This is a genomic window from Collinsella sp. BM28, from assembly GCF_054551995.1.
In genome coordinates this window covers 1,162,655-1,176,162 of sequence record NZ_JBTOLJ010000001.1, presented here as the reverse complement: position 1 = coordinate 1,176,162, position 13,508 = coordinate 1,162,655, and the positions used below count along the sequence as shown (strand labels likewise).

The following is a 13,508-nucleotide window of genomic DNA, read 5'->3' as shown; positions in this document are numbered from 1 at the left end:
CCCTCATTTTTGACCGGTTCCATCGGGCCGATTGTTCTGCCCCACTTTGCGCACAGACCCTCCATAATGGCCTTTAACTGGCAATCCTCTTTGCATACCAGTATCTGCACGCTGATCGTTGGCGGCAGTGTTGACGCCGTTTGCGGAATGCCCATCGAGCTGGTGGGCTTATCTATCTAAATTAAAGAGCATTGGGTTTCGTGCGCCTTGGATAGTTCGCATGGGAAGGCGCCGTTCGAAAGGTGTTTCATATGGGTAAGGACAGGCGTCTTGCCGCAATGGCCGTTGCCGCCAGTACATGCCTCGCGCTATCGTGGGCACCCGCGGTCGCGATTGCGCATGAGGCAGCAGGGCCCACTGCACTTGAGGCGGCCGTGCAAGGGAGCACGGAAAACCTGCCCAAGACCATTGAGTTTCATAAGATGACGGGCGATATCAAGGCGGGACAAACGTACCAGCTCGTCTCCTCGGAGCCGGGTACTGCCGGCAATAAGCAGCGCATTCTTCATCTGAGCAAGGGCACGACCAAACTCGATCGCTGTGGCGCCGATAGCGTGGGCGATAAGCTTTCTCCGTCCGATTGCGCTGTCGGAGCGTATAAGAACACCCATGCGCACGAGTGGACGATTGAGAAGGTTGACGGTGGCTTCACCATCAAGTCGAATACGGATAACGGCCCTTATATCACATTGACGGAAAATGGCGCCGTGGGTTCGGCGACTCCACAGACGCTCACCATCGAGAAGGGCGATGGCGGGTGCCGCATCAGCGCGATAGTAGGTGATGAGACACGTTACCTCTGCTATGGCAACAGCGGTTGGACCTCCTCGACCGAGTCCTACGACGTGTTGCTCTACCAGCGCGTCGAGGTGACCCCCACCGTGCTTCCCAACGGCAAGGACACCGTGGGTGTCACGCAGGGCCAGCCCTTCGCGCAAGGCACGGGCGGCAGTGGGAACTTCCGCATTCCGTCACTCATCACCGGGGCTAACGGCAGCTTGTTCGCCGCTATCGATGCCCGTTGGAATCATCAGGGCGATGCCGCTGGTCTCGACACCATCTTCAGCCGTTCGGATGACGGTGGTGCGACCTGGAGTTTCAGCTTCCCCAATTACTTTAACGATAGCGTTGACTCGTTCAACAACGAGGCGACCGCCTTCATCGATCCAGTCATGGTCGAGAAGGATGGCGTGATGTACATGATGGTCGACCTGTGGCCGGGCGGTGTGGCGCTCAATACCGCCAAGCACCAGGATCCGATTAACGCGAGTGGCTATGTCGAGATCGACGGCAAGCAGCGGATGGTGCTCTTCGGCTCGCCAGTCCCTGCGGATCAGCGCGCAGCTGGTGCCGAGAAGGGAGAGGGCCACACGCACTACATCGGCGATTTTGGAACCGACGGCCTTGCTCCCGTTATTGCGGTCGCCGATGGTACCACGACCAACTATGTTAACCGCCAGTACTACCTGTTCGATGCGGACAAGAAGCCTCTGTACTGTCAGCAGCTGGGCAGCAGCGATTACGTGCAGCAGAACGTGTTTTACTACAAGGCAGATCTGCACGTCGTCGCCACATCGCACCTTTGGCTCACGAGCTCCACGGACGGTGGCAAGACGTGGTCGGATCCGCTCATGCTCAACGAGCAGGTGCGCACGGGCCTTAAAGAGGGCAATGCCAGCTTCTACGGTGTCGGTCCCGGGCGCGGTCTTGTCACCTCGAAGGGACGTATCATCCTGCCGTGCTACACCTTCACGCGCGGACAGGGCGACGGCAACACGAGTGTCATCTACTCCGATGACGGTGTGACCTGGCATCGCAGCCAAGCGCTCAAAGCCCAGACATCTGAGGCGACGGTGGTCGAGGCGGATGGAAGACTGTATCTGTTCGCCCGTCATGGTGTGTACGCGGTCTCCAACGACGGTGGTGCCACGTGGGAAAACGAGCGGCGTATTCGTGATATGGGCATCAACATCAACCAGGGCTGTCAGATTAGCGCCATCACCTATTCCAAGCTCATCGATGGCAAGACCGCCATCATCCTCTCTTGCCCCACGGGCGATAGCCGCGCCAACGGCAGGTTGTTCGTCGGCCTGGTGCAAGAGGACGGCGACATCGAGTGGAAGTACGAGCATGAGGTGACATCGGGCGGCGACGCATTTGCCTATTCGTGTGTGACGGAGGCACAGGACGGCTCGCTCGCGTTGCTGTATGAGGGTTCCAGCGGGACTCGGTTCGTCACCTACGAGATATCGGATGTGGCGGAACACGCCCAGGTGGGCAACGAGCGCAAAGTGAACGTACCTCTGTACGGGTCGATCGAACTGCGCGTGCCCGAATCGTTTGCAGGGTACGAAGCGGTCGATTCCAGTGTGCTCGGCATCGAGGTCAAGGCCAACGAGGACGGCAGCTCGACCGTTGTGCTCACCGGCAAGAAGGAGGGCTCGGTCTCGTTCGTCGAGAAGCATTCGGGAGTTGAGTACCAGATTACCGTCGCACCCGCTAGGCTTGTCGAGAAGGTCGTTGCACCGGGCGAGACGGTGTCAATCCCCGTGGGAGAGGGCGAGCTTACGCTCTCCCCCGACCTCGAGATTGCACGTGCCAGTCTCTCTTCGGTCCTGTATGCCGATGAGCTGGGGGAGACCCCTGGAAGCCTGGGAACGGACGCATCGTACACGGGTGACGTAATTGGGCTCAGCCAGGCCATGTACATGTTCTCTGCGGCGGGGGAGGGACAGTGGAAGATCTCGGGTAAGACCGCTGCTGGAGAGACCGTGTGCCTCGATTTGTCGACCCCCGGGTTCCCGTCTGCCGAAACTGCGAAGGACATTGAGCTTAGGGCTGGCGACTCCGAGGGCACGTTCAAGCTGTACAGTAAGGATGCGAACCGTCATCTGCACTTCTATCGCGATGGTCAGGCGGTGTTCGATCGCTGTCAGAACGACACGAGTGGTGCCGATTCCTTCGAGTTGTACACGAAGGCATCCGCCAGCGGCGACGGTGTCACCGAGGCGGCGGCGGATTCTGACATTCCAGGCTTTGTGCGTGTCGCTAACCTGTCGGGCGTTAAGGACGGGCAGGCGTATCTCATCGTTGCACGCGTGGGTGATACGCTGTATGCGCTCAACCCCTCGAATGACAAGACGAACAAGCACGCGCATGTCGTGAAGGTCGATCCTGAGCGAAGAAATTCGGTTCTCAAGGTCACGGGCGTGGCTCCCGGCGTGACCGATGCCATGGTGGGCGACACCGTGTACCGTATCACGGTTGCAGGTTACCTCGCCCCCGAGTTCGTCTGGTCCGATGATTGCTCGGAGGCGACCGCAACGTTCAAACATACGGCGGGCGGGGAGACTCGGAAGCTTGCCTGCAAGGTCACGAGCGTGCGGACGGAACCAACCGAGACCAAGGACGGGTTGGTGGTGTACACAGCCGAGGTCGAGTTCGAGGGCAACGTGTACCGAGATGAAAAGCGGGTTGTGTTGCCGGCCATCGGTGAGCAAGAACCTGGTGGGGGAACGGGCGGCGCGACCGATCAGACTCCGGGGCAGGGGTCTGGCCAGAAGCCCAATGGTTCTGCAGGATCGAACGGCGGCGCATCGCTGCCCCGCACAGGCGACCTGGTTTCGATCGTTGGGTTGCTGAGCGCTGCGGGTATCTCGCTTTCCGCCATCGGTGCCAGATTGTTTCGGCGTAAGAGCTAACCGGCGCTAAGTGCTTTTGACTGAAAACGCGGCAAAGGAGGTAGGCCTGCTTTGCCGCGTTTTCTGTTCTACATGCTAGCTGGCGATGAGTTCTAGCGCGAACTCATCGAGGCGTAGCCGGTACCGTACTTCTGGAACGATGACGCATGGGGTGACTGCCAGCGCTGATACGAGTAGGACAATGGGTGCTTCTCGTGGGCCGGTCCATCTTGGCTCCGTTTTTGCATCGGTTTAGCATCGCCGTTTTGCATCGGACGATGAAAACAAAACAGGTCGGAGCATGTAACTACTCCGACCTGCGTCTTTTACTGGAGCGGGCGACGGGAGTCGAACCCGCCTCATCAGCTTGGAAGGCTGAGGTTCTACCGATGAACTACGCCCGCGAATGTGGTCGGGACGACAGGATTTGAACCTGCGACATCCTGCTCCCAAAGCAGGCGCGCTACCAAACTGCGCCACGTCCCGAAGGTGCTGAGCAGCTGGGGTACCATGACCCTGCTTGTCCCAAGGCGTTAGCGATTATAGAGCACCTGCGTGCATTCGGCAACGGTCATCGGCAATTGAGCGTTCATCGCATCGAAACCGCTAGGAAACATGTCCATTCCGTTTCCCCTTTGCCCTATTCAGCCGTAGTACTATATGCACCGCATCACCATTCTCATACATTGGAGGCAAACCATGACCTACACCGAGAGGGTCATCGCCGAGCTGCACGAGCGCTATGCCGATCAGCCCGAGTTCATCCAAGCTGCCGACGAGGTCCTTACCTCGATCGCGCCCGCTGTCGACAAGGAGCCCGCATATGAGGAGGCGTCTCTTCTCGAGCGTCTGGTCGAGCCCGAGCGCATTGTCATGTTCCGCGTTCCCTGGGTTGACGACTCCGGTAAGTGTCAGGTCAACCGCGGATACCGCGTCGAGTTCAACTCCGCAATCGGGCCCTACAAGGGTGGCCTGCGTTTCAATCCCACGGTGACGCTGGGCATGCTCAAGTTCCTGGGTTTTGAGCAGATTTTCAAGAACTCCCTTACCACGCTGCCCATGGGCGGCGGCAAGGGCGGCTCCGACTTCGACCCCAAGGGCAAGTCCAACAACGAGATCATGCGTTTCTGCCAGTCTTTCATGACGGAGCTCTACCGTCACATCGGCCCCGATACCGATGTTCCCGCCGGTGACCTTGGCGTGGGCGGACGTGAGATTGGGTACATGTTCGGTCAGTACAAGCGCCTGCGCAATGAGTGGACGGGCGTTCTCACTGGCAAGGGGCTCTCGTTTGGCGGCTCCCTCGCTCGCACCGAGGCAACCGGCTACGGACTCGTGTACTTCGTCGATGAGTATCTCAAGTGCCACGGAGAGTCCTTCGAGGGCAAGACCGTTGTGGTTCATGGTTCCGGCAACGTTGCCATTTACGCTATCCAGAAGGTCTCCCAGCTTGGCGGCAAGGTGATTGCCGCTTCCGATACCAAGGGCTGGGTCGAGGACCCCGAGGGCATCGACTATCAGGTGCTCGAGGATATCTACAACAAGAAGCGTTCCGGCAACGACCGCGGCGTGAGCCTTGCCATGTACGTCGACGCTCACCCGAGTGCCACTTGGCACGCGGAGGACGGCCACGGCGTGTGGCAGCTTCCCTGCGACATCGCGTTGCCGTGCGCTCGTGAGAACACGCTGCTTCTCGAGGACGCCCAGGCACTCGTGGCAAACGGCTGCAAGGTAGTCGGCGAGGGCGCAAACATGCCCACAACCACCGATGCGACCAACTACCTCATTGAGAACGGCGTCGCCTTCATGCCCGGTAAGGCCGCGAATGCCGGCGGTGTTGCCACTTCTGGTCTCGAGATGAGCCAGAACGCCGGTCACATTTCTTGGACGTTCGACGAGGTCGACGCCAAGCTCGAGAGCATTATGCGCGGCATTTACCATGCCTGCGATGATGCCGCTGCCGCATACGGCTTCGAGGGCAATTACATGGTCGGCGCTAATATCGCTGGATTCAAGAAGGTTGCCGATGCCATGATGGCTCAGGGCATCGTCTAGGAGCATCGTGGCTTGGGGCTTCTGGAGCCCCTAGTCCTTGCGCTCTTAACCGGTTTGGCAGCGCCTGACCGTAAGCGGGGTCCGCGCTCAAGCGCGGGCCCCGCTTTGGTGTCCCGATCGCTGGCGTCTCGAAAATGTTGTCCGTGCAAAAACACTTACAAATATCGACAATATGTACCTTAGGGTCCGGATAAGGACCATTTTGGAGGAAGGTACCTGTTGCAAAACGCCTTGAAGCGCTGAGATAACAAACAGGTGTTAAATAAAAGAGGGCTCTTCTTCGTACACTATGCCTTCGAAGTTGCTTAGTAGCGTCTTCGGTACCTTTCCTGACTGCTTAAAGGTACACATTGTCATTTTTTGTAAGTGAGTCATAACAAGTGCCATATACTCGAGTGCGTTAATTGCCGAGACCGACAGCCTGGCGCAATTCTCTGAGCAATTCCGGGCATTTTGAAGCGTATGCACGAGCTCGGGGACTAAACTGGATCTGCTTTCTCCGATAGAGTGTGCGTGCGACTGATTCGAGTGCCGCCGCATCTTTGAGCTGCAGGTCGTTTAGCCGGTATACGTCAACGTTCATGCTCATGAGCCCGAGTGCCCGCGCCTCATCTCGACGACGTATCGTTGACTCGTCGTGGTAGCTACCGTTGTACTCAATAATCGCTTTGAAGCGAGGAAGATATGCATCGGCTATGACATACGGCAATCCCGACAGCATGGAGGCTTTTCCTGTCAGTACAATCTTGTAATTCGGTTTAAGTGGACCGCAATTAAATCCGCCCAGAGAGTGGGGGAGGGCAAACATGCAGTACATGATTGCCTCCATGGGCGAACGACTTGAGCCCGTTGCAACGGATATGGCTTGGCGTGCCGCCTCTCTTCCCGCAACCCATTTTGAATCGGAATGGTACTTGCGTATTTCCTCAAGTGAGGTAGCGGGCTCGCAATCATAATATCCGCTTGCCTTGCCGATGAAGTCCAGCCCATCGTCATCTTCTTCGGCAACATTGCGTTCGGGAAGAGACCACGATCCGGTGAGTTCTTCAATAAGGGTGAGCTGCTCGGCAAAAGTCAGCTCTCCCGCTAAATCGCACACGAGCGCAGCTGGAGATGTATGCAGGGGTATGTGCAGCTGTGATGCGGGTTTTTGACGCTTCTTGTTGCAGACAAGCGCGTAGCCGTTCTTTTTGCTATTATGTTCACCTGTGTTACTAGCTGCGGGCGTGGCGGAATTGGTAGACGCGCTGGATTTAGGTTCCAGTGGGGTTCCCGTGAAGGTTCGAGTCCTTTCGCCCGCACCACACACGCACACAAGGTACCAAAGGGACCCCGGCACCCACATATGCCGGGCATGTATTAGAGGAGGAACGTTGAACATCACTTCTGACGTGAAGGACGCCAAGCTTACCGCCACGGTCACCATTCCGGCTGCCGACGTCGACGCGGCCATCAAGAAGGCCTACAAGGAGGCTGCCAAGAAGTACCGTTTCCCCGGCTTTCGCGCCGGCAAGGCCCCGCGTCCCGTGATCGACTCCGCCCTGGGTAAGGAGGCCGTGCTCGCGCAGGCCACCAATGAGCTGATCGGCGCCAACGAGGGCAACGTCCTCAACGAGCTTGACATCGTTCCCGTCAAGGAGGGCGATTACCAGGAGATCGACCTGTGCGTCGATGGCACCGACTACACCTATGTGGTCGAGTTCACCCTGCGCCCCACCCCCGAGCTCTCCTCTTACGATGCCGTTGAGATCGAGATGCCTCCCGCGGAGGTCACCGAGGCCGAGATCGACCAGCAGGTCGACATGCTCATGGGTTACCACGCCACGTTTGAGGACGTCGAGCGTGGCGTCGAGGCCGCCGATTATGTGACCGTTGACATCAAGAACGTCGCCAACGCCGAGGCGCTCGCCGGCGAGGGCCGCATGATCGCCATGGGTTCCGGTAATCTGCCGAAGGAGTTCGACGAGGGCTTGATGGGCATGAACGTCGACGAGACCAAGACCATTTCTTGGACGCCAGAGGTCGAGGGTGCCGAGGAGGCTTCCGTCGAGGTCACCGTCAAGAGCGTCAAGGAGCGCAAACTCCCCGAGCTTACCGATGAGTTCGCAAAGACCAACTTCGGCTTCGATGGCATTGACGCCATGCGCGACGCCGTGAAGCTCGAGATCGAGTCTGACAAGTCCTCCCAGCTCCCGCAGCTCAAGGAGAATCGCGCTGTCGCCAAGCTCGCCGAGCGTCTTCAGCTTGACGAGATGGACGAGGACTACGAGCAGTCCGTCTTCCAGGAGCTCGGCCAGAATTTCCTGCAGAGCCTCTCCGCTCGCGGCATGAGCCTCGACGGCTGGCTGCAGGCCAACCGCATCAGCTCTGAGGAGTTCATCTCCGACCTGCACCGTCAGGCCAACGACGTTGCCCGCGAGTCCCTCGCCCTCGACGCGCTCGCTCGCGAGCTCAAGGTCGAGGTCACCGACGAGGATGTCAACGGCGAGTTCGAGCGCGCTGGTGTTGAGGACGTCGAAGCCTCCAAGGCTCAGTTCCTCGCCGAGGGCCGCATGCCCGCCATCCGCGATTCCATTCGTCGTTCCAAGGCTGTCGACTGGTTGGTCGAGAACGCTAAGGTGACCGAGGTCGACGAGGCCGCTCGCGCCGCTGAGGCCAAGGCCGAGTAGCGTATCTGCGTCACGCCCGCCGGACTCTGTGCTCTCGCATGGCCTTCGGCAAAAATGGCGTATCATAAGCGGCTGTACGGCTGATTTGCGTACGGTGCCCCATCGCGCTCGGCGGGATTGGGCACCGTACGTTTCTATCGAGTGCCAAATGTTCTTCAGCGTTCACTCGATGACGACCAAACAGCATCTTCAGGCGCCGATTCGCGGCGTCCTATCCCGAAGGGAGCCATATGATCCATCGCATCGACTCTGCGCTCGTGCCTTACGTCGTCGAGCAGACTCCTCGCGGAGAGCGCAGCTACGACATCTATTCGCGCCTACTCAACGATCGCATCGTCTTCCTTGGCGAGGAGGTCAATTCGGTGACCGCGAACCTCGTGATTGCACAGCTGTTGCATCTTGAGAGCCAGGATGCCGAGAAGGACATTTCGCTCTACATCAACTCGCCGGGCGGTGAGGTTTATTCGGGCCTTGCCATTCTGGATACCATGAATTACATCAAGCCCGATGTTTCCACCATCTGCGTTGGCATGGCGGCGTCAATGGCTGCGGTTCTTCTTGCGAGCGGTGCCAAGGGCAAGCGCTTCTGCCTGCCCCATTCCAAGATCATGATCCATCAGCCCAGCGGCGGTGCCCAGGGCCAGCAGACCGAGATTGAGATTGCTGCGCGTGAGATCCGCGAGACGCGCACCACGCTCAACCACATCTTGTCCGATGCCACGGGCAAGCCTTTTGAGCAGGTTGAACAGGATACCGAGCGTGATCATTACCTTCGCGCCGATCAAGCCCTCGAATACGGCCTTATCGACCGCATCGTGACCTCCCGCAACGACTCCGGGAGCGAGCGCTAATGGCGGGGGAGGACTTTGGCCGTACGCCGGGCTCCGATGGTGAGGTTCCGGTCCGCTGCTCATTCTGCGGCAAGACGCAAGATCAGGTGCGCAAGCTCGTGCGCGGGCATGACGGCATGTTCATCTGCGACGAGTGCGTTGAGGCGTGCAATGAGATTCTCGAGCAGTCCTTTGCCCAGGACGAGATGATGCGCGCCTTTGGGGCCGCTTACGCTGCTCAACAGGATGGGGCTGCCGCGCCGGAGTCACCGGTAGAGGAGGCTCCCGCACCGACCATGCGCGAGACTGCCTCAAAGCTCATTACGCGTGTTCCCACGCCGCATGAGATCTATGATGCCCTGTCGCAGTACGTCATGGGTCAGGAGGACGCTAAGCGCGCCATGTCCGTGGCGGTGTACAACCACTATCGTCGCGTGCTCGAGGGGGATGCGTCGGATGCCGCTGCCCGTGGTGCCCACGCTGCGTCCCTGGACGAAGATGTCGAGCTTGCCAAGAGCAATATCTTGCTGCTCGGTCCCACCGGCACCGGCAAGACGTTGCTCGCCCAGACGCTCGCCCGCGTGCTCGAGGTCCCGTTCGCCATCGCCGATGCCACGGCGCTCACCGAGGCGGGCTATGTGGGCGAGGACGTCGAGAACATCCTGCTCAAGCTTATCACCGCCGCCGACGGCGATATCGATCGCGCGCAGATCGGCATCATCTACGTCGACGAGATCGACAAGATCGCACGCAAGGCGGAGAACCTCTCCATTACGCGCGACGTCTCCGGTGAGGGCGTGCAGCAGGCGCTCCTCAAGATCCTTGAGGGTACCGTCGCGAGCGTCCCGCCCACGGGCGGACGCAAGCACCCTCAGCAGGAGCTGCTCCAGATCGACACCACGAACATCTTGTTCATCTGCGGTGGCGCGTTCGTGGGACTCGACAAGATCATCTCCGATCGCGTGGGAAACCAGGGCGTCGGTTTCAATTCCGAGATCGCCGGCCCCACGTCAAAGGACGAGAACGTCCTCCTCAAGCAGGTACTCCCCGAGGACCTCAACAACTTTGGCATGATCCCCGAGTTCATTGGCCGTACGCCGGTCATCACGCAGACCCAGGCTCTGTCAGAGGACGACCTGGTGGGAATCCTCACCGAGCCCAAGAACGCCGTGGTCAAGCAGTATCGCCGCATGTTTGCCATGGAGGGCGTCGAGCTCGTGTTCGAGGCCGAGGCTCTGCATGAGATCGCCAAGAAGGCCCTTGCTCGCAAGACGGGCGCCCGCGGCCTGCGCAGCATCTGCGAGGAGCTGCTCCAGCAGACGATGTTCGACCTGCCGAGTGAGCAGGGCGTGAGCCAAGTTGTGGTGACCGCAGCCGCCGTGCAGGGAGACGAGCAGCCTCGCCGCGTTTACGAGGGATCCGACATCGACCTGGACTAACGTATCCATAGGAAGGACACTCATGGCAGAAGAGATGCCCAAGAATTACGATCCGGCGGTCAATGAGCCGGCGATCCTCAAGAAGTGGCTCGATGGCGGCTACTACAAGCGCTGCAAGGGCGTGGGCGACTGCACCGTCACCATCCCGCCGCCCAACGTGACGGGCATCCTTCACATGGGCCACGCCACCGACGACTCCATTCAGGACGCCATTGTTCGCATGGCCCGCATGCGCGGTCGCTCCACGCGTTGGATTCTCGGCACCGACCACGCGGGTATCGCCACCCAGACCAAGGTCGATAAGAAGCTCAAGTCCGAGGGCATCTCCCGCTTGGAGATCGGGCGTGACAAGTTCATCGATGCCTGTTGGGATTGGACGCACGAGTACGGCGGCACCATCGTCGAGCAAATCAAGCGTATGGGCTGCTCCGTCGATTTCGACGGCGAGCGCTTCACCATGGACGACGAGTACGCCGAGGCAGTGCGCAAGGTCTTCTGTGATTGGTACCACGATGGCCTGATCTACCGTGGCAAGCGCATCGTTAACTGGTGCCCCAGCTGCACCACCGCCATCTCCGACGATGAGGCCGAGTACAAGGACGAGAAGGGCCACCTGTGGCACCTCCGCTACCCGCTGACCGAGCCCGTCAACGGCCAGGAGTACATCGTCGTGGCCACCACACGCCCCGAGACCATGCTGGGCGATACCGGTATCGCCGTGTCCAGCAAGGATCCCGAGAAGGCTGCCTTCGTGGGCAAGACCGTCAAACTCCCGATCGTGGACCGCGAGATTCCCATCTTCGATGACTGGCATGTGGATCCGAACTTCGGCTCCGGTTTCGTCAAGGTCACCCCGGCGCACGACCCCAACGACTACGCGATGGGCGAGGCCCACGGCCTGGAGAAGATCAACATCTTCGACGAGCATGCCGTGGTGGTCGAGGGCTACGGTGAGTTCACCGGAATGACCCGCGACGAGTGCCGCGAGGCTGTCCTCGCTTGGTTCGAGGAGCACGGCCTGCTCGACCATATCGAAGAGCACGATCACTCCGTCATGCACTGCTACCGCTGCGATAACACGCTCGAGCCCTGGCTCTCCGAGCAGTGGTTCGTCGCGGTCGACAAGTTGAAGGCCCCCGCGCTCGACGCTGTGCGCGACGGTCGCGTGACCTTCCACCCCGCCCGCTGGACCGACACCTACACCACCTGGATGGAGAACCTGAAAGATTGGTGCATCTCCCGCCAGCTGTGGTGGGGTCATCGTATCCCCGTGTTCTACTGCGAGGAATGCGGTTGGGAAGACGCCTGCATGGACGACGTCACCGTCTGCCCCAAGTGCGGCTGCACCCATGTTCACCAGGACGAGAACGTGCTCGACACCTGGTTTAGCTCCCAGCTGTGGACCTTTGCCACGCAAGGGTGGCCGCAGCACCCCGAGCAGCTCGAGGGTCATCACCCCACTACGGCGCTCGTCACCGCACGCGACATCATAGCGCTGTGGGTTGCCCGCATGGTCATGAGCTCCCTGTACTTCCTCGACGAGGTGCCGTTCCACGATGTCGTGATCTACCCGACGATCCTTGCCAAGGACGGCAGCCGCATGTCCAAGTCCAAGGGCAACGGTGTGGACCCCATGGACCTCATCGACATGTACGGCGCCGACGCCATGCGTTTCAACCTGCTCACGCTGTGCACCACTAACCAGGACGTCAAGTTCGACGCCGACATCGACAAGAAGACCAAGGCGCTCAAGGGTTCCGCCCGCACCGAACAGGCCCGCTCCTTCGTCACCAAGATCTGGAATGCGAGCCGGTTCCTGCTTATGAACATGGATGGCTACACCCCGGGCGAGCCGGTTGCCGAGACCGCTGCCGACGCCTGGATGTTCAGCCGCCTCGCGAAGGCCGCCCAACTCGTCACCGAGGGCATTGAGCACTATACGTTCGGCGAGATGGCGCGCGGTGTTCAGAACTTCTTCTGGAACGAGGTCTGCGACTGGTACGTCGAGGTCACCAAGACCCGTCTTAAGGATGACGCGGCGCGCCTCCAGGCCCAGCGCAACCTCATGTTCGTCCTCGACGCCTCTCTGCGCCTGATGCATCCGCTCATGCCGTTCGTGACCGAGGCCATTTGGGACCAGATGCCCGCGAGCTGGCTCGACGTGAACGAGGACGGTTCGATTGAGCGCGCCGAGGCTCTCATGATCGCCTTCTGGCCCGAGCCTGCGGACCTCGCCCGTTTCATCGACGAGCCCGCCGAGCGCACGTTCGAACTTGCGCGCGCGCTCGTGTCCGATGTTCGTTCCACGCGCGCCCGCTATCGCATCTCCCCCAAGCAGGAGTTGCGCTGCGAGGTCAAGGCCAGCACTGCCGAGGTTGCCGAAGACATTATCGGCATGGCCGACTTCATCCGCGGATTGGCCAATGTGAGCGAGCTCGTGGTTCTCACGGCCGATGAGTTCGTGAAGCCCGAGAAGGCCATCGCTCTCGCTGGTCCGGATTTCGACGCCTACGTCGTCATGGGTGATCTTGTCGATTTCGACGCCGAACGCGCCCGCATGGAGAAGGAATTGAAGGCTGCCGAGAAGGAGCTCGCAGGCGCCGAGCGTATGCTCGGCAACGAGGGGTTTGTGGCGAAGGCCGCACCCGAGGTCGTCGCCAAGAAGCGCGAGCGTGCCGCTGAGCTGGTGGAGACCATCGCTGCCATCAAGGCGCAGCTTGAGGACTTCGCATAGTCGGCTTTCCCAGACACCCCATCTCCGGTCGAACCTAAAGGCTTATGTACGTCCGTACACCGCGCCTTTACGTTCGGCCGGATTTGGGGCACCTGGAAAAC

7 protein-coding genes and 3 tRNA genes are annotated in these 13,508 nt (G+C 60.0%); 7 read left to right on the top strand and 3 right to left on the bottom strand.

The annotated features are described in order from the left end of the window. Positions 1-251 precede the first annotated feature (251 nt). Positions 252-3,701: a sialidase family protein gene (locus ACX9NZ_RS05105; protein WP_407495504.1), complete on the top strand. Its 3,450-nt coding sequence runs from the start codon at positions 252-254 to the stop codon at positions 3,699-3,701. A 309-nt stretch (positions 3,702-4,010) separates the two neighbouring features. On the opposite strand, the gene ACX9NZ_RS05100 is transcribed toward ACX9NZ_RS05105, so the two are convergent. After that, positions 4,011-4,084: transfer RNA gene (locus tag ACX9NZ_RS05100), tRNA-Gly, on the bottom strand. A gap of 5 nt (positions 4,085-4,089) precedes the next feature. Continuing rightward, a tRNA-Pro gene (locus ACX9NZ_RS05095) sits at positions 4,090-4,166 on the bottom strand. Positions 4,167-4,379: 213 nt separating this feature from the next. Between ACX9NZ_RS05095 and gdhA the strand changes: the two genes are divergently transcribed. Continuing rightward, positions 4,380-5,735, top strand: a complete 1,356-nt coding sequence (gene gdhA / locus ACX9NZ_RS05090; RefSeq protein WP_407495502.1) for an NADP-specific glutamate dehydrogenase — start codon at positions 4,380-4,382, stop codon at positions 5,733-5,735. A gap of 400 nt (positions 5,736-6,135) precedes the next feature. Here gdhA and ACX9NZ_RS05085 read toward each other — a convergent pair whose 3' ends face one another. Next, on the bottom strand, positions 6,136-6,834 hold the full coding sequence (locus ACX9NZ_RS05085) for a hypothetical protein (RefSeq protein WP_317440321.1): 699 nt from the start codon (positions 6,832-6,834) through the stop codon (positions 6,136-6,138). Positions 6,835-6,955: 121 nt separating this feature from the next. On the opposite strand from ACX9NZ_RS05085, the gene ACX9NZ_RS05080 reads away from it, so the two are divergent. The 5 genes from ACX9NZ_RS05080 (at position 6,956) to ACX9NZ_RS05060 (ending at position 13,407) form a co-directional block, all read left to right on the top strand. Then, a tRNA-Leu gene (locus ACX9NZ_RS05080) sits at positions 6,956-7,039 on the top strand. Between the two features lie 69 nt (positions 7,040-7,108). Continuing rightward, positions 7,109-8,404: a trigger factor gene (gene tig / locus ACX9NZ_RS05075; protein ID WP_294121882.1), complete on the top strand. Its 1,296-nt coding sequence runs from the start codon at positions 7,109-7,111 to the stop codon at positions 8,402-8,404. A 230-nt stretch (positions 8,405-8,634) separates the two neighbouring features. Continuing rightward, a complete protein-coding gene (locus tag ACX9NZ_RS05070; RefSeq protein WP_302742856.1) occupies positions 8,635-9,255 on the top strand; it encodes an ATP-dependent Clp protease proteolytic subunit in 621 nt (206 codons plus the stop codon). After that, positions 9,255-10,673 carry an ATP-dependent Clp protease ATP-binding subunit ClpX gene (gene clpX, locus ACX9NZ_RS05065; RefSeq protein ID WP_294159069.1) on the top strand — a complete coding sequence of 473 codons (1,419 nt, stop codon included), beginning with the start codon at positions 9,255-9,257 and terminating at the stop codon, positions 10,671-10,673. Before ACX9NZ_RS05070 ends, clpX begins: the two co-directional genes overlap by 1 nt. A gap of 22 nt (positions 10,674-10,695) precedes the next feature. After that, positions 10,696-13,407: a valine--tRNA ligase gene (locus ACX9NZ_RS05060; RefSeq protein WP_407495498.1), complete on the top strand. Its 2,712-nt coding sequence runs from the start codon at positions 10,696-10,698 to the stop codon at positions 13,405-13,407. The last annotated feature ends 101 nt before the right edge of the window (positions 13,408-13,508 follow it).

Coding starts and splice junctions, on each gene's coding strand:
- ACX9NZ_RS05105 (WP_407495504.1), top strand. CDS start 252: ATGGGTAAGGACAGGCGTCTTGCCGCAATGGCCGTTGCCGCCAGTACA.
- gdhA (WP_407495502.1), top strand. CDS start 4,380: ATGACCTACACCGAGAGGGTCATCGCCGAGCTGCACGAGCGCTATGCC.
- ACX9NZ_RS05070 (WP_302742856.1), top strand. CDS start 8,635: ATGATCCATCGCATCGACTCTGCGCTCGTGCCTTACGTCGTCGAGCAG.
- clpX (WP_294159069.1), top strand. CDS start 9,255: ATGGCGGGGGAGGACTTTGGCCGTACGCCGGGCTCCGATGGTGAGGTT.
- ACX9NZ_RS05060 (WP_407495498.1), top strand. CDS start 10,696: ATGGCAGAAGAGATGCCCAAGAATTACGATCCGGCGGTCAATGAGCCG.